The 26241-nt window shown below is 69.2% G+C and carries 22 protein-coding genes; 11 read left to right on the top strand and 11 right to left on the bottom strand.

From position 1 onward, the window contains the following. Nucleotides 1-40: 40 nt before the first annotated feature. Nucleotides 41-2449, bottom strand: a complete 2409-nt coding sequence (locus SZN_RS06410; protein ID WP_007492528.1) for a DUF6049 family protein — start codon at nt 2447-2449, stop codon at nt 41-43. A 266-nt stretch (nt 2450-2715) separates the two neighbouring features. On the opposite strand from SZN_RS06410, the gene SZN_RS06405 reads away from it, so the two are divergent. Next, complete coding sequence (locus SZN_RS06405; protein WP_007492526.1) at nt 2716-4158, top strand: CCA tRNA nucleotidyltransferase; 1443 nt, start codon at nt 2716-2718, stop codon at nt 4156-4158. A 108-nt stretch (nt 4159-4266) separates the two neighbouring features. On the opposite strand, the gene SZN_RS06400 is transcribed toward SZN_RS06405, so the two are convergent. The 4 genes from SZN_RS06400 to SZN_RS06385 all read right to left on the bottom strand — a co-directional run bounded on the left by SZN_RS06400 (nt 4267) and on the right by SZN_RS06385 (nt 8099). Continuing rightward, a complete protein-coding gene (locus SZN_RS06400; RefSeq protein ID WP_043728807.1) occupies nt 4267-4758 on the bottom strand; it encodes an LppU/SCO3897 family protein in 492 nt (163 codons plus the stop codon). 109 nt (nt 4759-4867) lie between these two features. Then, on the bottom strand, nt 4868-6145 hold the full coding sequence (locus tag SZN_RS06395) for an MFS transporter (protein ID WP_007492522.1): 1278 nt from the start codon (nt 6143-6145) through the stop codon (nt 4868-4870). 144 nt (nt 6146-6289) lie between these two features. Next, nucleotides 6290-7372 (bottom strand): inositol-3-phosphate synthase, encoded by a 1083-nt coding sequence (locus SZN_RS06390; RefSeq protein WP_007492520.1) that lies wholly within the window; start codon nt 7370-7372, stop codon nt 6290-6292. A gap of 43 nt (nt 7373-7415) precedes the next feature. Continuing rightward, nucleotides 7416-8099 carry a PadR family transcriptional regulator gene (locus tag SZN_RS06385; RefSeq protein ID WP_007492518.1) on the bottom strand — a complete coding sequence of 228 codons (684 nt, stop codon included), beginning with the start codon at nt 8097-8099 and terminating at the stop codon, nt 7416-7418. 352 nt (nt 8100-8451) lie between these two features. Here SZN_RS06385 and SZN_RS06380 point away from each other — a divergent pair, with 352 nt between their 5' ends. Beyond that, on the top strand, nt 8452-11085 hold the full coding sequence (locus SZN_RS06380; RefSeq protein ID WP_043728802.1) for a transglycosylase domain-containing protein: 2634 nt from the start codon (nt 8452-8454) through the stop codon (nt 11083-11085). Nucleotides 11086-11343: 258 nt separating this feature from the next. Then, nucleotides 11344-12843, top strand: coding sequence for a glycosyltransferase family 87 protein (locus SZN_RS06375; RefSeq protein WP_007492513.1), 1500 nt, complete (start codon nt 11344-11346; stop codon nt 12841-12843). Nucleotides 12844-12937: 94 nt separating this feature from the next. Here the strand turns inward: SZN_RS06375 and SZN_RS06370 are convergent, their stop codons facing one another. The 3 genes from SZN_RS06370 to SZN_RS06360 form a co-directional block, all read right to left on the bottom strand. After that, nucleotides 12938-13969, bottom strand: a complete 1032-nt coding sequence (locus SZN_RS06370) for an alanine racemase (protein ID WP_007492511.1) — start codon at nt 13967-13969, stop codon at nt 12938-12940. Between the two features lie 95 nt (nt 13970-14064). Then, a complete protein-coding gene (femX, locus tag SZN_RS06365) occupies nt 14065-15183 on the bottom strand; it encodes a peptidoglycan bridge formation glycyltransferase FemX (RefSeq protein ID WP_007492509.1) in 1119 nt (372 codons plus the stop codon). A gap of 215 nt (nt 15184-15398) precedes the next feature. Further along, nucleotides 15399-15707 (bottom strand): hypothetical protein, encoded by a 309-nt coding sequence (locus SZN_RS06360; RefSeq protein WP_078508469.1) that lies wholly within the window; start codon nt 15705-15707, stop codon nt 15399-15401. 265 nt (nt 15708-15972) lie between these two features. Between SZN_RS06360 and rpsF the strand changes: the two genes are divergently transcribed. The 4 genes from rpsF (at nt 15973) to rplI (ending at nt 17699) form a co-directional block, all read left to right on the top strand. Then, entirely contained in the window at nt 15973-16263 is a 291-nt protein-coding gene (rpsF, locus tag SZN_RS06355) for a 30S ribosomal protein S6 (protein ID WP_005482942.1), read from the top strand. Between the two features lie 73 nt (nt 16264-16336). Further along, nucleotides 16337-16939, top strand: a complete 603-nt coding sequence (locus SZN_RS06350) for a single-stranded DNA-binding protein (RefSeq protein ID WP_007492503.1) — start codon at nt 16337-16339, stop codon at nt 16937-16939. A gap of 58 nt (nt 16940-16997) precedes the next feature. After that, complete coding sequence (gene rpsR, locus SZN_RS06345; protein WP_003949403.1) at nt 16998-17234, top strand: 30S ribosomal protein S18; 237 nt, start codon at nt 16998-17000, stop codon at nt 17232-17234. A gap of 18 nt (nt 17235-17252) precedes the next feature. After that, nucleotides 17253-17699 (top strand): 50S ribosomal protein L9, encoded by a 447-nt coding sequence (rplI, locus tag SZN_RS06340; RefSeq protein ID WP_007492500.1) that lies wholly within the window; start codon nt 17253-17255, stop codon nt 17697-17699. Nucleotides 17700-17864: 165 nt separating this feature from the next. Here the strand turns inward: rplI and SZN_RS06335 are convergent, their stop codons facing one another. Further along, nucleotides 17865-19202, bottom strand: coding sequence for an MATE family efflux transporter (locus tag SZN_RS06335; protein ID WP_007492498.1), 1338 nt, complete (start codon nt 19200-19202; stop codon nt 17865-17867). A gap of 460 nt (nt 19203-19662) precedes the next feature. On the opposite strand from SZN_RS06335, the gene dnaB reads away from it, so the two are divergent. Together dnaB and SZN_RS06325 are read left to right on the top strand one after the other, a co-directional pair. Beyond that, nucleotides 19663-21138: a replicative DNA helicase gene (gene dnaB, locus SZN_RS06330; RefSeq protein WP_007492496.1), complete on the top strand. Its 1476-nt coding sequence runs from the start codon at nt 19663-19665 to the stop codon at nt 21136-21138. Nucleotides 21139-21212: 74 nt separating this feature from the next. Further along, nucleotides 21213-22604, top strand: coding sequence for a serine hydrolase domain-containing protein (locus tag SZN_RS06325; RefSeq protein WP_043728784.1), 1392 nt, complete (start codon nt 21213-21215; stop codon nt 22602-22604). 48 nt (nt 22605-22652) lie between these two features. Here the strand turns inward: SZN_RS06325 and SZN_RS06320 are convergent, their stop codons facing one another. Next, nucleotides 22653-23105, bottom strand: a complete 453-nt coding sequence (locus SZN_RS06320; RefSeq protein WP_007492493.1) for a GNAT family N-acetyltransferase — start codon at nt 23103-23105, stop codon at nt 22653-22655. 305 nt (nt 23106-23410) lie between these two features. Between SZN_RS06320 and SZN_RS06315 the strand changes: the two genes are divergently transcribed. Next, nucleotides 23411-24622 (top strand): MFS transporter, encoded by a 1212-nt coding sequence (locus tag SZN_RS06315; protein WP_007492491.1) that lies wholly within the window; start codon nt 23411-23413, stop codon nt 24620-24622. A 107-nt stretch (nt 24623-24729) separates the two neighbouring features. Further along, nucleotides 24730-25146 carry a GlcG/HbpS family heme-binding protein gene (locus tag SZN_RS06310; protein WP_007492490.1) on the top strand — a complete coding sequence of 139 codons (417 nt, stop codon included), beginning with the start codon at nt 24730-24732 and terminating at the stop codon, nt 25144-25146. Nucleotides 25147-25214: 68 nt separating this feature from the next. Here SZN_RS06310 and SZN_RS06305 read toward each other — a convergent pair whose 3' ends face one another. After that, nucleotides 25215-26081 (bottom strand): GNAT family N-acetyltransferase, encoded by an 867-nt coding sequence (locus SZN_RS06305; protein ID WP_007492489.1) that lies wholly within the window; start codon nt 26079-26081, stop codon nt 25215-25217. Between the last annotated feature and the right edge of the window lie 160 nt (nt 26082-26241).

Here is a 26241-nt window from a genome sequence, read left to right as displayed (position 1 = left end):
CCCCACCTCATCGTCCCGGGCCCACCGGCCCCGACATCGCTCAACGGTCCACTCTCTCACCCGTGCCGGAGGGGTCTGCGCTTTCCGCTGCGGTGTCCGGTGCAGGGTCACTCGGCTGCTCCGGGCCCGCTGCCCGGGTACCGGTGTCCGACTCCTGATCGAACAGTTCCTCGGACGTGAGACGCGCGTCGGGGCCTTCCGGGTTCTCCGATTCGCCCTCGGCCTCCTCCCGCGCCGGGGAACCGTCCTCCTCGGCGTCACGCGCCGCGGCCCGCTTGCGCTGGGTGTACATACGGAACCCGGCGAGCACGAGCAGGAGGAAGCCGCCGCCGATCACCAGCATCACCGTGGCCGTGATCTCGGTGACCTTCACGTCGAAGCGGACGGGAGCACCGTAGGCCTGGCCGTCCTGGGTGTACAGCTGGGCGATCACCGTGGCCTTGCCGTTGGCCTGTGCCGACGTGGGGAACTTCACCGTCTGGCTGTGACCGCCGGAGACGGTGACCGGCTGCTCGGAGAAGACCTCGCCGCCGATCTCCAGACGCCTCGGGCTGGTGGAGGTCAGCCGCAGCACCAGGTGATCGACGCCCTGGACCAGGTTGTTCTGGACGGTCACGGGGATCGTGGCGCTGCGTCCGGAGAGCTTGGTCTCGGACTTGTCGATCAGGGTGACCTGGCCGGCGAGGGTGTCGACGTATGCCTCGACGCTGTCGCGGTAGTCGGCGGCCTCGGCCGCGCGGGCGCGCCAGGACGTCGACATCTCCCGGTTCATGGCCCGCCCGAAGGGGGTCACCACGCGCGCCTGCTTGCTGAGGATCACCTTGAACCGGTCGAGCTTCTCCTTCGTCGTCGCGATCTGCTGGAAGGCCGCGCGCGGCAGCTCCTGCTTGCGCAGCGCGGACGGGTACCGCGAGGCCGGGGGCACCCTCGTGGCGGCGGCGGAGTCGGGCTCGGCCGCGGCGGCCGCCGTCAGGTCCTGGGAGGCGGACCAGGTGCCGCCCTGCAGGGCGGTCACCGCCTCGGCCATCGCCTGGGCCTGACTCGCGGACGGCATCCGCTGCGGTGCGACGACGATGCTGCGCTCGTCGTTCGTCTGGAGGTTGAGGGCCAGGCTCTGGGCCAGGAAGCTCTGGACGGCGAGCGTCGACCGCGACGCCCGGGTCAGATCGCCCTGGAACGCGGTCGACATGCGCGCGTCCGCCACCACGGCCGTCGTACCACCGCCGATGGGGCGGGCCGCGGAAGGCGTGTAGGGCAGGCCGCCGTTCTCCGCCAGGCTGTCGCTGCGGGCGATCAGCTTGTCGGCTCCGGCGGAGGTGGCGACCTTGACGATGGAGGGGTCGACGGCGCCGTTCACGGGCCAGGCGAAGTCGGTCGCCGGCTTCACGTGGAGGATCGACTCGACCGTGGCGGACGCGACGTCCGTCGCCTCCTTGAGGTGGCTCAGCGAGCCGGTGACGCCGGTGCCGTTGTGGGCGAGGGAGGCCAGGTCCGGGTCGCCGAAGGGCAGGGCGACGACCTCCTTGTCCTGCACCGCCTGCTGCAGCTGGGTCAGCCACTGCCGGGCCGCCTCCCCGCCGGTGCCCGGTGTCGTCCGGCCACCCTCGGCCTGGACGCGGTAGCTCTCCGTCATCGCGTCCACGGAGGCCAGCAGATCGGGGTCGATCACCCAGGTGACGTCGAGCTGCCTGCCCAGTGACACCATCTGCTGGAGCCGGCCGCCGGGGGCGATCTCCTTGGCGAGTTCGTCGTCGCTGAAGACCGGCGTCTGCGACTCGTCCGAACCGGTCTCGGCCGTCATGTGCGAGGTGGAGAGGAGCGGCCACAGGACCGTCGTCCGCGTCTTGGTGTCGGCCCCGTCGGGCTGCCAGGGCAGGAAGGTCCGCTCGATGCCGAGCACCTGCTGCCAGGGCTGCGCCGTCGTCTCGCCGGAGAGCGACACGGCGAGGGGGTAGACGCCCTGCCCGCCGAGGTCCAGCTTGCCGGTGGGCACGGAGATGCTGAAGGTCTGGGAGACGCCCGGAACGAGCTTGGAGAACTCCTTCACGTACTTTCCGCCCACCGGCGCCCCGTCGACGCCCGGCTGGTAGGCGGTGCGCCGGGTGACGGCGTCGATGGACGAGCGCGTGTCCAGCGAGGTCCCGAGCCGCAGGTCCACCTGCGCGTCCGTGACGGCCCGCTTGCCCTTGTTGGTCACCGTGCCGGTCACGGTGACCGTGTCACCGTTGCCGGGGACGCTGGGAGTGAGCGAATCCACAGCGACGGAGACCGAGCCGGAGTCCGCCGCGGCCTGGAGCGATTCCGGTCCGGCTGCCTGGGCCGGACCGGCCGCGGGCAGCTGGAGCAGACCTGCCAGCAGGGGCGCGCCGGCGAGCAGTGTCCCGGTGCGCCGCAGCCACCGGCGGGCAGGTGAGGCACTGGTCCCCTGGAAGTCTGCCGCCTCGGCCACGCGCTCGCCCGTCCCTCGTCGTCAGTGGTCGTCGGAATGTGCGTCCACGCATGGTAACGATGCGCGCTGAGGGGAAGTGCCGCGGTTCCCTTCGCGTGATCGACTCGGGCGGCCGCACTGTCCTGAATGTTCCGCTATGGCGAGGAGCGCATTCTTACGGGGCAAGAGCTGATCTTGTGGGTGTATCGGGAGAGGTGTCCGTCCCGTGATTGTGCGCATTCAATGGAGGCGCTCGCGGACGTCATGGCCACGTACCCTCTTCTGTTGTGCCGAACGCCAACGAAGAAAAGCCCAGCGCCCTGAGCGAGGCGCAGCACCGCGCGCTCACGGAACTGCTGCGGGTCGCCCCTGTCGCCGACGATCTCGCCCGACGCTTCCAGGAGGCAGGGTTCTCCCTCGCCCTGGTCGGCGGATCGGTACGGGACGCGCTGCTGGGCCGGCTCGGCAACGATCTGGACTTCACGACCGGGGCCCGCCCCGAGGACGTACTGAAGATCATGCGGCCGTGGGCCGACTCCGTGTGGGAGGTCGGCATCGCCTTCGGCACGGTGGGGGCGCAGAAGGACGGCTATCAGATCGAGGTGACCACCTACCGGTCGGAGGCGTACGACCGGACCTCCCGCAAGCCCGAGGTGTCCTACGGCGACTCGATCGAGCAGGACCTCGTCCGTCGCGACTTCACCGTGAACGCCATGGCCGTGGCTCTGCCGGAGAAGGAGTTCGTCGACCCGTACGGCGGGCTGGTGGATCTCGCGGAGCGTGTGCTGCGCACACCGGGCACCCCTGAGGAGTCCTTCTCGGACGACCCGCTGCGCATGATGCGTGCGGCCCGCTTCGCCGCGCAACTCGACTTCCAGGTGGCTCCCGAGGTCGTCACGGCCATGACGGAGATGGCGGGACGGGTCGAGATCGTCTCCGCCGAGCGGGTGCGGGACGAGCTGAACAAGCTGGTCCTCTCCGCCCACCCGCGCAAGGGTCTGACTCTGCTGGTCGACACCGGCCTGGCCGGGCATGTCCTGCCCGAGCTGCCGGCCCTGCGCCTCGAGAGCGACGAGCACCACCGGCACAAGGACGTCTACGAGCACTCGCTGATCGTCCTGGAGCAGGCGATCGCACTGGAGGAGGACGGCCCCGACCTGACGCTGCGGCTCTCCGCCCTGCTGCACGACATCGGCAAGCCCCGCACCCGTCGCTTCGAGCAGGACGGCCGGGTCTCCTTCCACCACCACGAGATGGTGGGCGCGAAGATGACGAAGAAGCGCATGACGGCGCTCAAGTACTCCAACGAGCTGGTGAAGGACGTCTCGCGGCTGGTGGAACTCCACCTTCGCTTCCATGGCTACGGCACCGGTGAATGGACGGACTCCGCCGTGCGCCGCTACGTCCGGGATGCCGGTCCGCTGCTGAGCCGGCTCCACAAGCTGACCCGCTCGGACTGCACGACGCGCAACAAGCGCAAGGCGTCCGCGCTGTCCCGCGCCTACGACGGCCTGGAGGAGCGGATCGGGCAGCTCCAGGAGCAGGAGGAGCTCGACTCCATCCGCCCGGACCTCGACGGCAACCAGATCATGGAGATCCTGGGCGTCGGTCCGGGCCCGGTCATCGGCCGCGCCTATCAGCACCTTCTGGAGCTTCGGCTGGAGAGCGGGCCGATGGAGCACGACGCGGCGGTCGCGGCACTCAAGGAGTGGTGGGCCGAGCAGGACTGAGGCGACCGGGAACGGGGGCATGTTTCACGTGAAACATGCCCCCGCGGAGCGCGAACGAGGGGCGGTGTTTCACGTGAAACACCGCCCCTCGGTCTCTGTGGCGTCAGATCACACGTCCGACAGGCACAGCAGGAAGTTGGCGCCGTCGCCTGTCTGGGCGTAGAAGCTGGTCGCGCCGCTGACCTTGCGGCACTCGGACTCCGCGGTGAGCGAGGTGAAGGTGCCCTTGACCTTCTTGAGCACCTTGGCCTCCGCCCCGGAGGAGTTGCAGTCCACGACCTCCATCTCGGCGTCCGTCGAGGACGACGACGAGGTGGACTTCAGGCAGTCGCCGACCGCGGCGGTGTCCGCGTCATCCAGGCTGGCTATGTAGCCGACGATCGCCACCGTGGCGACGACCACGACGAGCAGGATGTTCTTGATCGCCTTGAAGCTCGGCCTGCGGCGCGGCGGCTGCGGCGGAAGCGGCGCGAAGGGACCCCCGCCCTGCGGAGGGAAGCCCGGCTGTCCCGGCTGCTGCGGCTGCGGGGCCTGGCCCTGAGGCTGGGCGTACGGGTTCTGGCCCTGGGCGAATGGATTTCCCTGAGGCGGAGTTGTCACTTGGGGTCCCCCTAGAACATGGGTGCGTGATCGCGAACAATGCGCGATGTAAGACGCACGTAAGCTACCGCCCGCCACTGACAACTCCGCGGCCGGGAATGGCTCTGTGTCATTGATGTGACACAGAACGATGCTCGAAGCGGGTCATAGCCACCGCAACCGCCGCGTAGACGACGGCGACCGCGACAACCAGAAGGGCCGAACGACCGTCAGGGGGCAGTACCAGGGCGGCCACTCCGGCGGCACCCACGAAGGCGACGTTGAAGAGCACGTCGTAGACGGAGAAGGTCCGGCCGCGGAAGCCGTCGTCGACCGCCGACTGCACGATGGTGTCCGTCGCGATCTTCGCCCCTTGCGTCGCCAGGCCCAGGACGAAGGCCGCCACCAGCATCGGCGCCGCCGCGAAGGGCAGACCGAGGGCCGGTACCAGGACGGCCGCCGTCGCCGCGCACACCGCGATCCAGCGGCCCGGCCCCAGCCGCCCCGCCGACCAGGGAGTCACCAGGGCCGCGGCGAAGAAGCCCGCGGCGGAGACTCCCAAGGCCAGCCCCAGCAGGGCGAGTCCGTCATCGGTGCTCGACGTGAAGGCGTACCGGCAGAGCATCAGCAGCATGACCAGCAGGGCGCCGTAGCAGAACCGCATCAGAGTCATCGTCAGCAGCGCCCAGGCGGCCTCACGCCGGGGCGGAGCCGCCAGGTGCCGTACGCCCTCCCCAAGGTCGCGTACGGTCCCGGAGAGGGCCGACGACAGGCGTCGGCGCACCAACGCGTGGTCAGGGCCGAGCAGTTCCCGCGTCATGCGCAGGGACGCCAGCGCCGCGCACAGGTACAGGGCGGCCCCGAGGAGCACCACGGCGGCATCGGAGTCCCAGACCACGAGCCGGACGACGAACGCCAGACCGGCGCCCAGCGACGCGGCGAGGGTTCCGGCGGTCGGGGAGAGGGAGTTGGCCACGACGAGCCGTTCCCCGTCGACGACGCGGGGCAGCGCGGCGGACAGGCCGGACAGCACGAAGCGGTTGACGGCGGTGACACACAGCGCGGAGACGTAGAAGAGCCAGTCCGGCACCCCGCTCACGATCAGCAGGGCGGTGGCCGAGGCCAGCAGGGTGCGCAGCAGGCTGCCGTACAGGAGGACCTGGCGGCGGCGCCAGCGGTCCAGCAGGACACCCGAGAAGGGGCCCACCAGGGAGTACGGCAGGAGCAGTACGGCCATCGCCGACGCCACCGCGGCGGGCGAGGTCTGCTTCTCCGGGGAGAAGACCACGTACGTGGCGAGCGCGGTCTGGTAGACGCCGTCGGCGCCCTGGGAGAGCAGGCGTACGGTCAGCAGGCGCCGGAAGTCCCGGAAGCGCAGCAGGACCCGGAGATCGCTGACGACGGACATGGGCCCAGCCTCACATACGGCGAGGGTCCCCGGGCAGTCCAACCCGGGGACCCTCAACAGCTCTGGCAGGAGCGTTCTGATGCGGCGTCGCGTGCTCGGGGCACACCGCCCCCACGGCTCGGCCGCGCACCGCGCCAGGTCGAGTTAGCGCTCGACCTCGCCCTTGATGAACTTCTCGACGTTCGTACGGGCCTCGTCGTCGAAGTACTGGACCGGCGGGGACTTCATGAAGTAGCTCGACGCCGAGAGGATCGGGCCGCCGATGCCGCGGTCCTTGGCGATCTTCGCGGCACGCAGGGCGTCGATGATGACACCGGCGGAGTTCGGGGAGTCCCAGACCTCGAGCTTGTACTCCAGGTTCAGCGGGACGTCACCGAAGGCACGGCCCTCCAGGCGGACGTAGGCCCACTTGCGGTCGTCGAGCCAGGCGACGTAGTCGGACGGACCGATGTGGACGTTCTTCTCGCCGAGGTCGCGGTCGGGGATCTGCGAGGTGACGGCCTGCGTCTTGGAGATCTTCTTGGACTCCAGACGGTCGCGCTCCAGCATGTTCTTGAAGTCCATGTTGCCGCCGACGTTCAGCTGCATCGTGCGGTCCAGGACGACGCCCCGGTCCTCGAACAGCTTCGCCATGACGCGGTGCGTGATCGTCGCGCCGACCTGGGACTTGATGTCGTCGCCGACGATCGGGACACCGGCCTCGGTGAACTTGTCCGCCCACTCCTTCGTTCCGGCGATGAAGACCGGAAGGGCGTTGACGAAGGCGACCTTGGCGTCGATGGCGCACTGCGCGTAGAACTTCGCCGCGTCCTCGGAGCCCACGGGCAGGTAGCAGACGAGCACGTCGACCTGCTTGTCCTTGAGGATCCGGACGATGTCGACCGGGGCCTCGGCGGACTCCTCGATGGTCTCGCGGTAGTACTTGCCGAGGCCGTCGAGGGTGTGGCCGCGCTGGACGGTCACCCCGGTGCGCGGCACGTCGCAGATCTTGATCGTGTTGTTCTCGCTGGCGCCGATGGCGTCCGCGAGGTCGAGGCCGACCTTCTTCGCGTCGACATCGAAGGCGGCGACGAACTCCACGTCACGGACGTGGTAGTCACCGAACTGCACGTGCATCAGGCCGGGGACCCTGGACGCCGGGTCGGCGTCCTTGTAGTACTCGACTCCCTGAACCAGCGACGCCGCGCAGTTGCCCACGCCGACGACGGCTACGCGAACCGAACCCATTCCGGTTGCTCCCTGTGTGTACGAGTGAGGTCCTGAGTGGATCTCACGTGGCGGTGTCGTCGGGCGTATCCGGCCGGGAGGAATTCCCCGGCCGGGGCAGGCCGCCCGGCGCTCCAGATGTGGTGTCGCGCGAGCCGGGCTCACCGGAGGCGGGACCTCTGAGGTCCCGCCCGGCCCGCTCGCTCTCGATGAGCTCGTTCAGCCAGCGCACTTCGCGCTCCACGGACTCCATCCCGTGGCGCTGGAGCTCAAGCGTGTAGTCGTCGAGGCGCTCCCGGGTGCGCGCCAGAGAGGCGCTCATCTTCTCCAGGCGCTCCTCCAGCCGGCTGCGACGGCCCTCCAGTACGCGCATCCGCACGTCCTGGGGGGTGCGTCCGAAGAAGGCGAATCTGGCAGCGAAGTGCTCGTCCTCGTACGCGTCGGGCCCGGTCTGCGAGAGCAGTTCCTCGAAGTGCTCCTTACCTTCCGCCGTCAACCGGTAGACGATTTTGGCGCGACGCCCCGCGAGTGGTGCGGCGAGGGCGTCCTCCGGCGTGCTCCCCGGCTCCTCGATCAACCAGCCGCTGGCGACCAGCGTCTTGAGGCAGGGGTAGAGCGTGCCGTAGCTGAAGGCGCGGAACACGCCCAGTGATGTGTTGAGTCGTTTGCGCAGCTCATAGCCGTGCATCGGGGACTCGCGGAGCAGTCCGAGGACGGCGAACTCAAGGATCCCGGAACGCCGGCTCATCCGCTCGCCTCCCCGCTTATCTCGCGCTGATGTATCGACTCGATACATCTAGACGATAGATCGGCCCTCCGGATGCGACAAGTGGGGAGATGGTGAACGGGATCACATCACCGATTCATCTGGAGCGAGTTGCCTGATTTGAGGTGAAGTTGGGGACTGGACAGACTTTGACGGTGCGTAGTCTGTGCGCCATGCAAAGCACCGGGAACCAAGTCGCGCCCGGGGGGCGTCATGGTCCCCGGTGCGGTACGGGTGAATGCGAAAGCGACCGCATCCGTACTTCGGGGGGATCGGAAATCAGTCGCCGTTGCCGGGCGCCCAGGGGTGCGCCTGCCCGAGGAGTAGTCGTTCGATGAGCGAGCACCGTCGCAAACCGCCGCCGTCGCAGGAAGGCGGACGTGCCGCGGCCCGACGCGGGCAGCCCGGCCCGTCCGCCAGTCGCCGAGCGGCACCGCGAGGCGCCACCGGATCTCCCTCCGACTCGTACGAGTCGGATCCCAGCGGTTCGGGAGGCGAGGACCGTCCTTACGGCGGCCGAGCCGAGGCCCGGCGGGCAGCCCAGAAGAGCAGTGGAAGCCGCCGCAGAGCGGCCGAACCGGCCCGGGGCGGCCGCCGTGCCGCTCCGGGCGGACCGGGTGGCCCCGGACGGGGCAGAGGGCGCCAGGGCCCACCCGACAAGAAGCGGTTGATCGACTATCCGCGTGCGGGCAAGTACGGGGCGGCGCGCTGGATGCCGTCGTGGCGCCTCGTCACGGGTGCCTTCATCGCCTTCATGGGTGGTCTGGTCGCCGCGGCCGGCATCGGCTACGCCTTGGTGGGCATCCCCAAGACGCAGGACACCGCGCTGGCGCAGAACAACGTCTTCTACTGGTCGAACAACAAGCAGATGGCCGCGACCGGCGGGCAGACGAACCGCCAGCTGGTGACCGACGCGGAGATCCCCCGGGAGATCAAGGACGCGGTGGTCTCCGCCGAGAACGCGACCTTCTACGAGGACAGGGGCGTCGACCCCGCCGGTATCGGCCGGGCCATCTTCAACATGGCCAAGGGCGGGGACACGCAGGGTGGTTCGACCATCACCCAGCAGTTCGTGAAGAACAACTTCCTGAGCCAGGAGCAGACGCTCTCGCGCAAGTTCAAGGAGCTGTTCATCTCCATCAAGGTCAACCAGAAGATGTCGAAGGACTCGATTCTGGCCGGCTACCTCAACACCGCGTACTACGGTCGGAACGCCTACGGGATCCAGGCCGCGGCGCAGGCGTACTTCGGCGTGGAGGCCACGAAGCTCACCCCCGAGCAGTCGGTCTTCCTCGCCGCCGTGCTCAAGGGCCCGAACTTCTACAACCCCGACGGGGGTGTGGGGGCCAACGCTTCACCGGACCTGAACATCAAGCGGGCCAAGGAACGCTGGTCGTGGATTCTGGACCGCATGGTCTCGGTCGGACGCATGGGTGCGGCCGACCGGGCCAAGACCACGCAGTTCCCCAAACTCAAGAAGCAGAGCTCGAACCTGTCCGGGCAGTCCGGCTACCTCATCGACATCGCCAAGGAGTACGTCGCCAAGAAGGCGGGCCTCTCTCCGGAGGACCTGGAGAAGGGCGGCTACCGCATCTACACGACCTTCGACAAGAACAAGGTCAACGACCTGGCGAAGGCGGTGGACAAGACCGAGAAGAAGTTCCTCGACCCGAAGAAGCGCGAGAAGGACAAGAACGTCCAGTTCGGCGCCGCTTCGGTCGATCCCAAGAGCGGGGCGATCGTCGCCCTGTACGGTGGCGCGGGCTACAACAAGGGTCACTACTCCAACAACGCCAACACCCTGGGTGTGCCGGTCGGATCGACCTGGAAGCCCATCGTGATGGCGGCGGCGATGAAGTACGGCACCTACGAGACGGCCGGAAAGCCCCTCTCGCCGATGACCAAGTACAACGGCAACGACCTGCTGGTGATCAAGGACCAGAACGGCGAGCCGATCATGGGCGACAACGGCAAGCCGTTCCGGCAGAAGAACCTGGGCACCAAAGCCTGGGGCGACGTGACGCTCTACAAGGCCATGGAGCAGTCGATCAACGGCCCCTTCGCGCAGCTGGGCATCGACGTCGGCCTGGGCAACACGCGCAAGCTGGCCCAGGACATCGGTATCTCGCCGAGCTCCTTCGACAAGGGCAACATGAACAACGTGTCCTTCTCGCTGGGCACCTCGACTCCCAGTGCCATTCGCATGGCGGACGCGTACGGAAGCTTCGCCAACTCCGGGATCCACTACGAGCCGTACTCGGTCACGAAGGTGATCAAGGACGGTGTGCCGGTCAAGGGATTCGAGCCGCCTGAGAAGCAGAACGCCATGGAGTCGAACGTGGCGAACAGCATGACGGACATCCTGCAGAACGTCGTCAAGAACGGCACCGCCAAGAAGGTCGCGGACATCGGCTTCCCGGCGGCCGGCAAGACGGGTACCACCGACGAGAACAAGTCGGCGTGGTTCGTCGGCTACACGCGGGAGCTGTCCACGGCGGTGACGCTGTTCCGTACGGATCCCGACAAGGGCAAGCTGCTGTCCATGAACGGCACCGGTGGTGTGCCGTCCGTCTACGGCGGTGACATCCCCGCGCAGATCTGGCGGGACTACATGATCCCGGCGATGAAGAGCTTCGGTACCCCGGAGCCCTTCCCCGCGGCCGAGCCGGTGGGTGAGATCGTCAATGACACCCCCACCCCGACCGTGGTGCCCACGCCGACCGAGACGCAGGAGGAGAGCCCGACTCCGACGCCGACTCCCACGGTGACCAAGACGACTCCGCCGCCGACGCCGACCGAGACCTGCCGTGAGTTCGACTGGCAGTGCAACAACGACAACGGCGGGCAGAACGGCGGCAACGGAGGGGTGACCCCCCCGCCGACGCCCACGGAGACGGAAACAGGCACCAGCGAAGGCAATACCAACGGCAACGGCAATGGAGGAATCTTCGGCGGGCCAGGAGGCTGACCGAAGTCTCCAGTCGAGGTGTGAAGGCCGGTGGCCGGTACCCGCTCAACAGGGTGCCGGTCACCGGCCTTCGGCCTTCCCGGGCCCCTCCAGGCGCCTTCGCGGGGGTGCCGGCGATCAAGGGCGCGGCGGGCCTCCCGTCAGCGCCTGCCGCGCTGGGGATGTTTCACGTGAAACGTCGGTTTCACGTGAAACAAGCAGTCGGCCCTCTCCCTCGTCCCCGCACCCTTCCCGGCCGGGTACGGCAGGATGTGCCCCATGCCCAGTGCAGAGACGACGCCCACGAGCACGCATGAGCCGGACCTGGTGCGGCCGACCAGGGAGGACGGGGTCGCCGCGCGCGGCAGCGAGCTGATCGGCGGCCCCATCGGGCGCCTCGCCCTGCTCGGGACGTCCTGGTGGACGCCCGTGCGGATCGTCGCGCTGGTGGCCATCGGCATGTTCGCCCTCGGTATGGTCCAGAAGGCGCCCTGCTACAACGGCTCCTGGTTCGTCGGCGCCAGCTCGCAGTACACGAACGCCTGCTACTCGGACATCCCGCACCTGTATCAGGGCCGAGGCTTCGCCGACGGGCTCGTGCCCTACTTCGACAAGCTCCCCGGCGACATGAAGTACCTGGAGTACCCGGTGCTGACCGGTGTCTTCATGGAGGTCGCCTCCTGGCTGACCCCGGGCAGCGGCGGCGTCCGGGACCAGCAGCAGTGGTACTGGATGGCCAACGCCGGGCTGCTGATGATCTGCGCGGCCGTCATCGCCGTCTGTGTGGCCCGTACCCACGCCCGGCGCCCCTGGGACGGTCTCCTCGTCGCCCTGGCGCCCGCCGTCGCGCTGACGGCGACCATCAACTGGGACCTGCTGGCCGTCGCCCTCACGGCCGCCGCGATGCTGATGTGGTCGCGGGGCCGCCCGCTCGCCTTCGGCATCCTGCTCGGCCTGGCCACTGCGGCGAAGCTCTATCCCGTCCTCCTGCTCGGCCCGTTGTTCGTCCTGTGCTGGCGTGCCGGCAAATGGCGGCAGTTCGGCGCCGCGCTGGGCGGCACGGTCGTCTCCTGGCTGGTCGTGAACCTTCCGGTGATGCTCCTGGCCTGGGACGGCTGGTCGCAGTTCTACCGGTTCAGCCAGGAGCGCGGCGTCGACTTCGGGTCGTTCTGGCTGATCCTGGCGCAGAACTCCTCGGACCCGCTGAGCACCGAGACCGTGAACACCCTCGCCACCCTGCTGATGCTGCTGTGCTGCGCCGGCGTGGCCGCGCTGACGCTCACCGCGCCGCGGCGGCCCCGGTTCGCCCAACTGGCCTTCCTGATCGTCGCCGCGTTCATCCTCACCAACAAGGTCTACTCGCCGCAGTACGTCCTGTGGCTGGTGCCGCTCGCCGTGCTCGCCCGGCCGAAGTGGCGGGACTTCCTCATCTGGCAGGCGTGCGAGGTGGCGTACTTCCTGGGCATCTGGATGTACCTCGCGTACACGACCAGCGGGGACGCCCACAAGGGACTGCCACCGGCCGGCTACCACTGGGCGATCGGTCTGCATCTGCTCGGAACGCTGTACCTGTGCGCCGTCGTCGTGCGCGACATCCTCATGCCGGACCGTGATCCCGTTCGCCGGGCCGGGGACGACGACCCCTCCGGCGGGGTCCTGGACGGGGCCGAGGACGCATTCGTGCTGGGCGCGGCGGCCCGTCCGCCCCGGCAGGCCGTCCAGTTCGAGGGGCCCCGGGTGGAATGGGGCAAGCCGCAGCCCGCCGAGGGTTCGCTCTGAGCGAACAGGCCCGGAGTCACCCGCACGAAGGCCGTACACGGAGTGGTCCGTGTACGGCCTTCGTGGTGTTCGGTGCCGCCGGAGCGGCGATGGCTCAGCGGTCGACGATCCGGTCGAACTGCGTGGTGGTGTTCCGCAGATGGGCGACCAACTCGTCACCGACCTTCGGCTCGGGAGCGTCCGACGGCACGAACAGGATCGAGACCTGCATGTGCGGGGGCTCGGCGAACCAGCGCTGCTTGCCGCCCCAGACGAACGGGGAGAGGTTCCGGTTCACCGTGGCCAGACCGGCGCGGGCGACGCCCTTGGCGCGCGGCATGACGCCGTGCAGGGCCTTCGGCGCCTCCAGGCCGACCCCGTGCGAGGTGCCGCCCGCCACGACGACCAGGAAGCCGTCGGAGGCCGTCTTCTGCTGCCGGTAGCCGAAACGGTCGCCCTTGGAGACGCGCGTGACGTCGAGGACCGCGCCGCGGTACTCGGTGGCCTCGTGGTCGCCCAGCCACAGCCGTGTCCCGATCCGGGCGCGGAAGCGGGTCTGCGGGAACTGCTGCTGGAGACGGGCGAGTTCCTCGGCCTTGAGATGGCTGACGAACATCGTGTGCAGCGGCAGCCGGGCCGCGCGCAGACGGTCCATCCAGCCGATGACCTCCTCGACCGCGTCCGAGCCGTCGGTGCGGTCCAGCGGCAGGTGGATGGCGAAGCCCTCCAGCCGGACGTTCTCTATGGCGGAGTGCAGCTGCGGCAGTTCGTGCTCGCTGACCCCGTGCCGCTTCATCGAGGACATCACCTCGATGACGACGCGGGCACCCACGAGGCCGTACACACCGTCCACCGAGGACACCGAGCGGATCACCCGGTCGGGCAGCGGCACCGGCTCCTCGCCGCGCCGGTACGGCGTCAGCACGAGCAGGTCACCGCCGAACCAGTCCTTGATGCGCGCGGCCTCGTAGGTCGTGCCGACCGCGAGGACGTCGGAGCCCAGCCGGGTGGCCTCCTCGGCCAGCCGCTCGTGCCCGAACCCGTAGCCGTTGCCCTTGCAGACCGGGACGAGTCCCGGGAACTGCTCCTGCACGTGCTTGTGGTGCGCCCGCCAGCGCGCGGTGTCGACGTAGAGCGTGAGCGCCATGGCCGGACCTGGAGCCTTTCTCGTGGCTGCGGTGTGTCAGAGGAGGAGCTGTGGACGGTGCGGCCATCGGCCGGACCGAAGCGGGGAGCGCGCGCTCAGCGACGCGACATGTAGATGTCGAGTGCCTTGTGCAGCAGCTTGTTCAGCGGGAAGTCCCACTCGCCGAGGTACTCGGCGGCCTGGCCGCCCGTGCCCACCTTGAACTGGATCAGACCGAAGAGGTGGTCGGTCTCGTCCAGCGAGTCGGAGATGCCGCGCAGGTCGTAGACGGTGGCGCCGAGCGCGTAGGCGTCGCGCAGCATCCGCCACTGCATCGCGTTCGAGGGCCTGACCTCGCGGCCGATGTTGTCGGATGCGCCGTAGGAGTACCAGACGTGGCCGCCGACGATCAGCATGGTCGCCGCGGACAGGTTCACCCCGTTGTGCCGGGCGAAGTACAGCCGCATCCGGTTGGGGTCCTCGGTGTTGAGGGCCGTCCACATGCGCTGGAAGTACGACAGCGGGCGCGGTCGGAAGTGGTCGCGCACGGCCGTGATCTCGTACAGCCGCTGCCACTCCTCCAGGTCCTGGTATCCGCCCTGGACGACCTCGACGCCGGCCTTCTCGGCCTTCTTGATGTTGCGCCGCCACAGCTGGTTGAAGTTCTTGTGGACCTCTTCCAGAGACCGGTTGGCGAGCGGCACCTGGTAGACGTACCGGGGCTGCACGTCGCCGAAGCCGGCCCCGCCGTCCTCGCCCTGCTGCCAGCCCATGCGGCGCAGCTTGTCCGCGACCTCGAAGGCGCGCGGCTCGATGAAGTCGGCCTCGATGTCGCGCAGCCGCTTCACGTCGGGGTTCTGGATGCCCTGCTTGATGGTGCCGGCCTCCCAGCGCCGGATGATCACCGGCGGGCCCATCTTGACCGAGAAGGCGCCCTGCTGCTTGAGGTGCGCGAGCATGGGCTCCAGCCACTCGGTCAGGTTCGGCGCGAACCAGTTGATGACCGGGCCCTCGGGCAGATAGGCGAGGTAGCGCTTGATCTTGGGCAGCTGACGGTAGAGGACGAGACCCGCGCCGACCAGCGCGCCGCTCCGGTCGAACCAGCCGAGGCTCTCCGAACGCCACTCAGCCTTGACGTCAGCCCAGGCCGGGACCTGCATGTGGCTCGCCGACGGCAGGCTCTGGATGTACGCCAGATGCTGCTCGCGACTGATCGTCCTCAGGGTCAGGCTCATTCGGGGCGCTCCTCGGGCTGGGGTGTCCCCATGGATACAGGGGCTCCGGCTCTCGCGCCGAAGCCTACTGCGCCTTCGGAGCGCCTCGACTGGGCGTACGGGGCTTAGTCACGGCTTTGTGGGCCGCCGGGGCGGTCGAGGGTGTTCTATGCGGTGTTCCACCGATGTTCGGAAGTGCCTCCCGCGCGGGCGGGGGTGATCCGACCCTGGGCGCGTCACAAGCCGCCGAAGAGCCCGCCGTGCGCCATGCCCAGGAAGAAGCCGACCGCGGAGGCGCCGAGACCCACGATCAGGCCGAAGCGTTCGCGGGTCGTCACCGAGATCCACTGGCCGTACCCACCGGTGAGGATGCCCACCAGGCCCGTCCAGGAGCTGAGCAGGTGCAGGAAGTCGAACTGGGCCGTGACGAACGACGTGATGCCGAGCACCAGGGTCACCGCCATCAGCGTGTCCTGGAGGGGGTGGGGCTTGCCGTCCGTGGCGAAGAGGCCGCCGACGGTGTTCGGTCGCATTGCCTGTGCCATAGGGCACCTCCTGCGGAAGGCGGCGCATCGTAGCGCCGTACACACCCGATGTGTACAGATTGTGGGCCATGGCGGCCGGATTTCAACCGGAAGCAGGTGTGCGGGTACTGTGTACCGTCTGCACCGGTGTCTGCCCGGGGCGAATCGGGGCAAGCCGCGAGGCCGTCCCCGGTTGTCAGTGCCCGCCGATACCGTTGCGTACGCATCACAACCCTCCTGCCACGGAACGACCGTGGCCGCCGAGTCCAAAGGAGGTGGGTTCCACATGCGTCACTACGAGGTGATGGTCATCCTCGACCCCGATCTGGAGGAGCGCGCTGTCGCCCCCCTGATCGAGAACTTCCTCTCCGTCGTCCGTGAGGGCAACGGCAAGGTCGAGAAGGTCGACACCTGGGGCCGTCGTCGTCTCTCGTACGAGATCAAGAAGAAGCCCGAGGGCATCTACTCGGTCATCGACCTGCAGGCCGAGCCTGCGGTCGTCAAGGAGCTCGACCGCCAGATGAACCTGAACGAGTCGGTCCTCCGGACCAAGGTCCTCCGCCCCGAGACCCACTGAGCCCTCCGCTCAGCTGATCTCGGGTTTCGAGTAGCAAGCAAGCAGCCAGAGCAATCCCGCCGAGAGGTTCCCCATGGCAGGCGAGACCGTCATCACGGTCGTCGGCAATCTTGTCGACGACCCCGAGCTGCGCTTCACCCCGTCCGGTGCGGCCGTCGCGAAGTTCCGTGTCGCGTCGACCCCCCGCACCTTCGACCGCCAGACGAACGAGTGGAAGGACGGCGAAAGCCTCTTCCTCACCTGCTCGGTCTGGCGTCAGGCGGCGGAGAACGTCGCGGAGTCGCTCCAGCGAGGCATGCGCGTCATCGTGCAGGGCCGGCTGAAGCAGCGGTCCTACGAGGACCGTGAGGGCGTCAAGCGCACGGTCTACGAGCTGGACGTCGAGGAAGTCGGCGCCAGCCTGCGCAGCGCCACGGCCAAGGTCACCAAGACCTCCGGTGGCGCGCGCGGTGGCCAGGGTGGTTACGGCGGCGGTGGCGGTGGCGGCCAGGGTGGTGGCGGCTGGGGTGGCAACTCCGGCGGCGGCCAGCAGGGCGGCGGTGCTCCCGCCGACGACCCCTGGGCGACCAGCGCACCCGCCGGTGGCAACCAGGGCGGCGGCGGTGGCGGCGGCTGGGGTGGAAACTCCGGCGGCGGTGGCAACAGCGGCGGCTACTCGGACGAGCCCCCCTTCTAGACCTTCGGGTCAGGGGTGGGCCGTACCCACACTTCTTGATCACACAGGAGAAACACCCATGGCGAAGCCGCCTGTGCGCAAGCCGAAGAAGAAGGTCTGCGCTTTCTGCAAGGACAAGGTCACGTACGTGGACTACAAGGACACGAACATGCTGCGGAAGTTCATTTCCGACCGCGGCAAGATCCGTGCCCGCCGCGTGACCGGCAACTGCACGCAGCACCAGCGTGACGTCGCCACGGCCGTCAAGAACAGCCGTGAGATGGCGCTGCTGCCCTACACCTCCACCGCGCGATAAGGGAAGGGTGACCGACTCATGAAGATCATCCTGACCCACGAGGTCTCCGGCCTCGGTGCCGCGGGCGACGTCGTCGACGTCAAGGACGGCTACGCTCGCAACTACCTGATCCCGCGGAAGTTCGCTATCCGCTGGACCAAGGGTGGCGAGAAGGACGTCGCACAGATCCGTCGTGCTCGCAAGATCCACGAGATCCAGACCATCGAGCAGGCCAACGCTGTGAAGGCCCAGCTCGAGGGCGTGAAGGTCCGTCTGGCCGTCCGCTCCGGCGACGCCGGTCGTCTCTTCGGTTCCGTCACCCCGGCCGACGTCGCTTCCGCGATCAAGGCCGCCGGTGGTCCCGAGGTCGACAAGCGCCGTATCGAGCTCGGTTCGCCGATCAAGACCCTGGGCGCCCACGAGACGTCCGTGCGTCTGCACCCCGAGGTGGCCGCCAAGGTCAACATCGAGGTCATCGCGGCCTGATCGCCGTGCTCGGCTGACAAGCTGGGAGAAGGGGCCGTACCCGGACGACGACGGGTACGGCCCCTTCTCTGTGGCCTGACACGGGGGCGCGGGGCGCGGCGGGGGTTGGAGTGCGAAGGACCGTGGGCCCGTTTCACGTGAAACACGCTGTTTCACGTGAAACCGTCACCGGGTCGCCCCCGTGACGATCCAGCGGCCCGAGCGGGCTCGCAGCCAGAGCGTTGCCATGCGCACGGTCATCATCAGCGTCATGGCCGCCCATACCGCGGTGAGTCCTCCACCCAGCACGGGGACCAGCAGAGCCACCGGGGTGAAGAGGGCCAGGGTGACCACCATGGCCCCGGCGAGATAGGGCCCGTCACCCGCTCCCATCAGAACGCCGTCCAGAACGAAGACCACCCCGCAGATCGGCTGGGAGAGCGCCACCATCAGCAGCGCCGGCAGGGCGGTGTCCTGGACAACCGAGTCGCTGGTGAACAGGGGCAGGAACAGCGGCCGGGCGATCACCACGAGCAGTCCCAGCACGACACCGGCCGCGATGCCCCACTCCACCATGCGGCGACAGGCGGCTCGGGCGCCCTGGGCGTCACCGGCGCCGAGATAGCGCCCGATGATGGCCTGCCCGGCGATGGCGATCGCGTCCAGGGCGAAGGCGAGCAGACTCCACAGCGACAGGATGATCTGGTGGGCGGCCACGTCGGCGTCCCCGAGGCGGGCCGCGACCGCCGTGGCGATCATGAGAATGGCGCGGAGGGAGAGTGTGCGCACCAGGAGCGGGATTCCGGCCTGGGCTGAGGCGCGTATACCGGCGGCATCGGGGCGCAGGGAGGCACCGTGCCTGCGTGCCCCGCGCACGACGACCACGAGGTAGACCGCGGCCATGCCCCACTGGGCGATGACGGTGCCCCAGGCGGAACCCGCGATGCCGAGGCCGGCACCGTAGACGAGGCCGACGTTCAGCAGGGCGTTGGCGACGAAGCCTCCGATGGCTACGTAGAGAGGTGTCCTCGTGTCCTGGAGGCCGCGCAGCACGCCGGTGGCGGCGAGGACGACCAGCATGGCGGGGATGCCGAGCGCCGAGATCCGTAGATAGGTCGTCGCGTAGGGGGCGGCGGTGTCGGAGGCGCCGAAGAGTTGCGCGAGGGACGGGGCCGTGGGGAGGACCGCCGCGATGACGACGGCGCCCAGCAGAAGGGCGAGCCATATGCCGTCCATGCCTTGGCGGATGGCCGCCTGGAGGTCGCCGGCGCCCACGCGGCGGGCGACGGCCGCCGTGGTGGCGTAGGCGAGGAAGACGAAGACGCTGACGGCTGTCACGAGGAGGGCCGAAGCGATCCCGAGGCCCGCGAGCTGGGCGGTGCCGAGATGGCCGACGATCGCGCTGTCGGCCATCACGAAAAGGGGCTCGGCGACCAGGGCGCCGAAGGCCGGCACGGCCAGTGCGACGATCTCTCGGTCGTGCTGCCGCCGGGCGGCCTTGGGAGTCGCGGGGGCCTGTGTCATGGCCACCAATCTAATCGTCCACAGGTAAGAGATGCAATGCGCTTGAGACCCTTACTTCCCGTCTCGTGGGGTGTGCTCGCGCACACCGTTCGAAGCGATCTTGGTCCGACTGGGGAAGTTTTTCTTCTGCACAGCCGGTGGATGGCAAAGATGCAGGTCAAGGATGGTCTTCGGGAAGGGGCGGGGTCTTGTTCACAGGGCTGTCCACCGGGTCGTGCACAGGTTTTGCCGAGTTCTCCACAGCATCGGGCCCGTCGTCCACATGGCCTGTGGATAACCAGATTGGCTGACGGTGCCGACGGGCCTAACGTGGTCCGGCGCCCACTGCGTCCGACGGCCGGGAAACCGCCCTAAAAACGACCTGCCACAAGCGGAGTTGGGTCTCTCATTTTGTCAGTGGCGTGCCGTAGAACTGTGGGGCACGGCGAGGTCCGCTCGGCGGACGGGAGGAGGTTGCTCGGTGAGCATTTCCGAGCCCTTGAACGACCCGTGGGCCGACAGCGGGCCGGGCGATCGTCTGCCCGCCTCCCGCCGCCGCGGCGACGGCCGCGGCCGTGACGAGCAGCACGACCGGGGCCGGGACAGCGGCGAGTGGGAAGGCGGGGGTTCCGCCTTCGAGCGGGTGCCGCCGCAGGATCTCGACGCCGAGCAGTCGGTGCTCGGCGGCATGCTCCTGTCCAAGGACGCGATCGCCGACGTGGTCGAGGTCATCAAGGGGCACGACTTCTACAAGCCGGCGCACGAGACGATCTTCCAGGCGATCCTCGACGTCTACGCCAAGGGCGAGCCGGCCGACCCGATCACCATCGCCGCCGAACTCACCAAGCGCGGTGAGATCAACAAGGTCGGCGGAGCCTCGTATCTGCACACCCTCGTCCAGACGGTGCCGACGGCCGCGAACGCCGAGTACTACGCGGAGATCGTCCACGAGCGTGCCGTGCTGCGGCGCCTGGTCGAGGCCGGTACCCGCATCACACAGATGGGATACGCGGCCGACGACGACGTCGACGAGATCGTCAACCGTGCGCAGGCCGAGATCTACGCGGTCACCGAGCAGCGGACCAGCGAGGACTATCTGCCCCTCGGCGACATCATGGAGGGCGCGCTCGACGAGATCGAGGCGATCGGCTCCCGCACCGGCGAGATGACGGGCGTACCCACCGGCTTCACCGATCTCGACTCCCTCACCAACGGCCTGCACCCCGGCCAGATGGTCGTCATCGCGGCCCGTCCCGCCATGGGTAAGTCCACTCTGGCGCTGGACTTCGCGCGGGCGGCGTCGATCAAGCACAACCTGCCCAGCGTCATCTTCTCCCTGGAAATGGGGCGCAACGAGATCGCGATGCGCCTGCTCTCGGCCGAGGCGCGGGTGGCTCTGCACCACATGCGGTCCGGCACGATGACCGACGAGGACTGGACACGGCTGGCCCGCCGGATGCCCGAGGTGTCCGCGGCGCCGCTCTACATCGACGACTCCCCGAACCTGTCGATGATGGAGATCCGCGCGAAGTGCCGCCGTCTCAAGCAGCGCAACGACATCAAGCTGGTGATCATCGACTATCTCCAGCTGATGCAGGCCGGCGGTTCCAAACGCTCCGAGAGCCGTCAGCAGGAGGTCTCGGACATGTCGCGTAACCTCAAGCTCCTCGCCAAGGAACTGGAAGTCCCGGTCATCGCGCTCTCGCAGCTGAACCGTGGTCCCGAGCAGCGCACGGACAAGAAGCCGATGGTGTCCGACCTGCGTGAGTCCGGTTCCATCGAGCAGGACGCCGACATGGTGATCCTGCTGCACCGTGAGGACGCCTACGAGAAGGAGTCGCCCCGCGCGGGCGAGGCCGACATCATCGTGGGCAAGCACCGCAACGGCCCGACAGCCACGATCACGGTCGCCTTCCAGGGCCACTACTCCCGCTTCGTGGACATGGCGCAGACCTGATCCGGGGAGGACGACACCCGCACTCCGGGGATACCGGCTCGACTCCCGTGGGGCTTGCGGGGTGGACTGGGGGTATGACGACAATTCAGGCAGAGCTGTTGCCTGCCACCCGACGTGCGCTGCTGCATCGCGTCGCCGTCGCGCAGGCCGAAGGGCGCGCGCCCTCGATGGTCGCCGCGGTGGTACGGGACGGGCGGGCGGTGTGGCACGGCTCGCGGACCTCCGTCGACGGGCACGGGCCGGACGAGGACGTGCAGTACCGCATCGGATCGATCACCAAGACCTTCACCGCCGTGCTCGTGCTGCGGCTGCGCGACGAGGGCCTGCTCGATCTCGGTGACCCGGTGGAGAGGCATCTGCCGGGCACGGGTGTGGGGGAGGTCACCGTCGCCGAGCTGCTCGCGCACTCCGGCGGGCTCGCGGCCGAGACGCCGGCGCCGTGGTGGGAGCGTACGTCCGGGGACGTGCGTCCCGAACTCTCCGACGTGCTCGGGGAACAGCCGTTCCGGCATCCGCGCGGGCGCCGCTTCCACTACTCGAATCCCGGCTACACGGTGCTGGGCGCGCTCGTCGAGAAGCTGCGGGGGGCCGCGTGGGAGGACGTCCTGCGCGCCGAGGTGCTCGACCCGCTGGAACTGGTCCGCACCGGCGGCCGGCCCCGGGCGCCGCACGCGGGCGGCTGGGCCGTGCACCCGTGGGCCGATGTGATGCTCCCCGAACCCGCCGAGGACCTCGGCCGGATGGCGGCGGCCGGGCAACTCTGGTCGACCACCGGCGATCTGGCGAGGTTCGCCGGGTTCCTGATGCGGGGCGACGACCGGGTGCTGAGCGCCGCCTCGCTGCGGGAGATGCGTACGCCCGCGGCCCCGCAGGAGGCAGCCGACGTCAGCAACGGCTACGCCTACTGCCTCGGACTGGAGATCCGGCATCAGGACGGCAGGGCCCTGGTGGGGCACTCGGGCTCGCTGCCCGGCTTCCTCGCCTGTCTGACCATGGGCGTCGAGGACGATGTCGCCGCCGTCGTGCTCGCCAACTGCACCTCCGGCCCGCTGGTCACCTCCGTGGCCGCCGATCTGGTGCGGATCGTCGCCGAGGCGGAGCCGCGGATCCCCGAGCCCTGGCGGCCCGCGCACGAGATCGACGCGAACGACCTGGAGCTGGCGGGCCAGTGGTACTGGGGGACGCACGCGTTCGCACTGAGACTGACCGCCGACGGGCTCGCCTCGCTGGAGCCGCTCTCGGGCAAGGGGAGGGGTTCTCGCTTCCGGGCCAGCGGCGACGGCACCTGGACGGGCCTGGAGGGCTACTACGCGGGCGAGCTCCTGAGGGCCGTACGGCGGCCTGACGGGACCGTGGACCATCTGGACCTGGGGTCGTTCGTGTTCACACGTCAGCCGTACGAGGAGGGCGCTTCCGTGCCCGGTGGCGTGGATGCCGGCGGATGGCGGGGGGCGGGGGCGTTCTGACGTGGTCGCAGGGTGGCTGGTTTCACGTGAAACAGCCACCCGGACCTCTCACAGGGAGAGCTTGAAGCCCGTGTGAGAGGGGATGAAGCCGAGCCGTTCGTAGAAGCGGTGCGCGTCCGTTCGGGAGCGGTCGGACGTCAGCTGGACCAACTGGCAGCCCTGGCGCCGCGATTCGGCGGCGGCCCACTCGATGAGACGGCTTCCGAGTCCGGTGCCGCGCTCCTCGGCGTGAATGCGTACGGCTTCGATGAGGGAGCGTGTGGCGCCGCGTCGGGACAGCCCGGGGATGACCGTGAGCTGGAGCGTGCCGATGACGCGCCCTTCGCGGACGGCCACGACCAGATGTTGGTGGGGGTCGCCGCTGATCCGTTCCAGGGCGGCGAGGTAGGGCGTCAGGTCGTCCGGTGACTCCCGCCGGGCGCCGAGCGGATCGTCCGCGAGCATCCCGACGATCGCGGGGATGTCGTCGGCGGTGGCGGGCCGTATCTCAAGATCTCCCATGGCCGCACCCTATGCGGGAGCCGGCGGCGACTCCACGGCGTGGACGAGGGGGCGGGTCCGGGGTCGTGTGCGGCGGTGTCGAGGGCTTGGCGCGGGACGGTTCCGTTGGTGCGGCCTGCCGCGTCCAGGAGGGGTGGGCGCGGACGGGCTCCGTCGCGGTCATGCCGTCCCCTCCGACCCGGAGCGGCTGCGGCCGGGCGGGGTGGAGCGTGTCACAAAAGCCCGCGTTTGCAAGTATGCCGCGCCTGCAAGTATTGTTACGACGCGTAAAGCGCTCCTGCAATCTTCTGGGAAGGTACCCCTCCATGCCTCTCGCGCTTCTGGCCCTCGCGATCGGGGCCTTCGGAATCGGCACCACGGAGTTCGTGATCATGGGCTTGCTGCCCGAGGTCGCGGGCGACTTCGGGGTCTCCATCCCCACGGGCGGACTGCTGGTGACCGGGTACGCGCTCGGCGTGGTCCTCGGCGCCCCGCTGATGACCGTGCTCGGCACCAAGGTCTCCCGCAAGCGGATGCTGATGCTGCTGATGGGACTGTTCATCATCGGCAACCTGGTCTCCGCCCTCGCACCCGCCTTCGGCGTCATGCTGATCGGGCGCGTGGTCGCCTCCCTCGCCCACGGCGCCTTCTTCGGCATCGGCTCGGTCGTCGCGGCCGACCTGGTCGCCCCGGACAAGAAGGCGGGCGCCATCGCGATGATGTTCACCGGTCTCACCGTCGCGAACGTCGTCGGCGTCCCGCTGGGCACGTTCGTCGGGCAGGCCGCCGGCTGGCGGGTCACCTTCGGCATCGTCGCGGCTCTCGGAGTGGTGGGCCTGGCCGGCATCGCCAGGCTCGTCCCGGACATGCCCCGCCAGGAGGGCGTGAGCCTGCGCCACGAGCTGGCCGCGTTCAAGAACGCCCAGGTCCTCCTCGCCATGGCGATGACCGTCCTCGGCTTCGGCGGCGTCTTCGCCGCCATCACCTACATCGCGCCGATGATGACCAACGTCGCGGGCTTCGCCGACGGCTCCGTCACCTGGCTGCTGGTCCTGTTCGGGCTCGGCATGGTCGGCGGCAACCTGATCGGCGGCAAGTACGCCGACCGCGCCCTGATGCCCCTGCTCTACGTCTCCCTGGGCGCCCTCGCCGTCGTGCTCGCGCTCTTCACGCTCACGGCACACAACAAGGTCCTCGCCGCCGTCACCGTCGCGCTGATCGGCGCCCTGGGCTTCGCCACCGTGCCGCCGCTGCAGAAGCGCGTTCTCGACCAGGCCCACGGCGCGCCGACGCTGGCGTCGGCCGTGAACATCGGCGCCTTCAACCTCGGCAACGCCCTCTCGGCCTGGCTCGGCGGCATGGTCATCGCGTCCGGCCTCGGCTACACCTCGCCCAACTGGGTCGGTGCCGCCCTCGCCGCCTCCGCGCTGCTGCTGGCCTTCCTCTCGGCGGCCCTGGAGCGTCGCGGCACAGCCCGCGCCGGAACCGTCGTCACGGGCGCCGTACCCGCCGAGCAGCGTGCCGTCGTCCACCGGTGAAGCCGGCCCCGGGCGCGAGGCCAGGACCTGCGCACCGGGTGCCGTCACGTCCCCCACCTGCCTCGGCCCCGCCACCACCTGCGCACACCCTGAAGGAGAACCTCCGCATGAGCACCAGCGTCACCCCCCTGACCAGCCACGACGCCGACCTCCTCGTCGTCGCCGCCCACCGGGCCGCCGAGACCGCCGACGTCAAGGTCAGCGTCACCGTCCTGGACGCCGGAGGCCATCTGCTGGCCTTCCGACGCGACGACCGCGCCGTGCTGATCTCGGGTGAGACGAGCACCCGCAAGGCGTACACGGCCCTCCAACTCGACGCCCCGACCGCGGACCTGGTCGACGCCGTGCGGCCGGGCGGCCCCTTCCACACCCTGCCCACCGCGCTGGACCGGCCCCTGCTGTTCATCGCTGGCGGCGTGCCGCTCCACCGGGACGGTCGCCTGATCGGTGCGATCGGTGTCGGCGGCGGTGCGCCCGAGCAGGACCACCAGTTCGCGCGGGCCGCCGTCGAGGCCCTCGGCTGACGTGCCGCACCGGGCACCTACCGAAGCGCCGGTTCCCCGACGGGAACCGGCGCTTCGGCGTGGTCCACTCAGCCCGCGGCCACCGTCAGCGGTGCGAACCGCCGGGTCCAGTCGCCGGGCAGCTCGGAGATGCCGTACGCCATCACGGAGTTGAAGGCGACGGGAGCGAGACCGCGCTCCTTCACCCACGCCAGCAGTTCTTCGTGGCGGATGTCGATGTCCGTGCGCAGCGGGCGGTCGGTGCGCTCGGCGAGGGAGGTGACGAGCGCCTTCGCCGTCTCCGTGTCCCGTGCCACGAGCGGCCCCACGACGTGGGTGTCCATGTTGGGCCAGACTCCCGCGTAGCCGATGATCCGGCTGTTCTCCTCGGCCACCCGCAGCTGGTCGGCGAAGGCGGGCAGCCGCGTGACGATGGGGGTGCGGTCCACGCCGAACACCTCCTCGTCGAGCCGGACGATCGCCGCGAGATCCTCCGCGGTGGCCGCACGCGTGGCGACCGCGGGCCGCAGGGCGCCGGGCTCGAAGCGGCCGCGCACCATCTCCGCTCGGCCGATCACCTTGAAACCGAGCTCCTCGTACAGCGGCAGCCCGTTCGGCGTGGCGTGCAGCGTCAGAGGAGTCGTCCCCATCGTGGAGACGACGTGGCGCATCAGACGCCGGCCGACGCCCTGCCGGGCGTGGCGTGCGGCGACCAGCACCATGCCGACGGCCGCCAGGTCGGGGCTCTGCGGCGACCCGTACTCCGTGATCACACAGGCGCTGAGGAGCCCGCCCCGGGGGTCGTCGATGCCGTAGCCGGTGCCGGCGGTGAGGAGGAACCCCCATTTGTGTTCCTCCCGGGGCCAGCCCCGGTCCTCGGACAGATCTGCACAGGCGACGAGGTCGCGGTGTGTCAGTCGGCGAATGGGCAGAGCGGCGGGGGAAGGAGTCGGCACGCAGGTCAGGCTGTCTGACGACGACCCTGATCGTCCAGCCGTTTCCCAGGAGACGTACGAGCTTTTGGCCATGCCATGGACCAGATGCGCGGGGAGTGGACCGGCGCTGGGCGTTTCACGTGAAACATGGGGGAACGGCGGCCGACCGATGTGCGGCGGC

Source organism: Streptomyces zinciresistens K42, assembly GCF_000225525.1.
Lineage (GTDB): Bacteria > Actinomycetota > Actinomycetes > Streptomycetales > Streptomycetaceae > Streptomyces > Streptomyces zinciresistens.
This window is presented reverse-complemented; position numbering and strand designations above follow the sequence as displayed.

What these genes read in the sequence shown, in the direction of transcription:
- femX (WP_007492509.1), bottom strand. Translation starts at nt 15,183, where the DNA reads ATGAGCCTGACCCTGAGGACGATCAGTCGCGAGCAGCATCTGGCGTAC.
- SZN_RS06385 (WP_007492518.1), bottom strand. Translation starts at nt 8,099, where the DNA reads ATGAGCCGGCGTTCCGGGATCCTTGAGTTCGCCGTCCTCGGACTGCTC.
- SZN_RS06360 (WP_078508469.1), bottom strand. Translation starts at nt 15,707, where the DNA reads ATGGCACAGGCAATGCGACCGAACACCGTCGGCGGCCTCTTCGCCACG.
- rplI (WP_007492500.1), top strand. Translation starts at nt 17,253, where the DNA reads ATGAAGATCATCCTGACCCACGAGGTCTCCGGCCTCGGTGCCGCGGGC.
- SZN_RS06315 (WP_007492491.1), top strand. Translation starts at nt 23,411, where the DNA reads ATGCCTCTCGCGCTTCTGGCCCTCGCGATCGGGGCCTTCGGAATCGGC.
- SZN_RS06310 (WP_007492490.1), top strand. Translation starts at nt 24,730, where the DNA reads ATGAGCACCAGCGTCACCCCCCTGACCAGCCACGACGCCGACCTCCTC.
- SZN_RS06375 (WP_007492513.1), top strand. Translation starts at nt 11,344, where the DNA reads ATGCCCAGTGCAGAGACGACGCCCACGAGCACGCATGAGCCGGACCTG.
- SZN_RS06395 (WP_007492522.1), bottom strand. Translation starts at nt 6,145, where the DNA reads ATGTCCGTCGTCAGCGATCTCCGGGTCCTGCTGCGCTTCCGGGACTTC.
- rpsR (WP_003949403.1), top strand. Translation starts at nt 16,998, where the DNA reads ATGGCGAAGCCGCCTGTGCGCAAGCCGAAGAAGAAGGTCTGCGCTTTC.
- SZN_RS06320 (WP_007492493.1), bottom strand. Translation starts at nt 23,105, where the DNA reads ATGGGAGATCTTGAGATACGGCCCGCCACCGCCGACGACATCCCCGCG.
- SZN_RS06350 (WP_007492503.1), top strand. Translation starts at nt 16,337, where the DNA reads ATGGCAGGCGAGACCGTCATCACGGTCGTCGGCAATCTTGTCGACGAC.
- SZN_RS06380 (WP_043728802.1), top strand. Translation starts at nt 8,452, where the DNA reads ATGAGCGAGCACCGTCGCAAACCGCCGCCGTCGCAGGAAGGCGGACGT.
- SZN_RS06335 (WP_007492498.1), bottom strand. Translation starts at nt 19,202, where the DNA reads ATGACACAGGCCCCCGCGACTCCCAAGGCCGCCCGGCGGCAGCACGAC.
- SZN_RS06325 (WP_043728784.1), top strand. Translation starts at nt 21,213, where the DNA reads ATGACGACAATTCAGGCAGAGCTGTTGCCTGCCACCCGACGTGCGCTG.
- SZN_RS06370 (WP_007492511.1), bottom strand. Translation starts at nt 13,969, where the DNA reads ATGGCGCTCACGCTCTACGTCGACACCGCGCGCTGGCGGGCGCACCAC.
- SZN_RS06390 (WP_007492520.1), bottom strand. Translation starts at nt 7,372, where the DNA reads ATGGGTTCGGTTCGCGTAGCCGTCGTCGGCGTGGGCAACTGCGCGGCG.
- rpsF (WP_005482942.1), top strand. Translation starts at nt 15,973, where the DNA reads ATGCGTCACTACGAGGTGATGGTCATCCTCGACCCCGATCTGGAGGAG.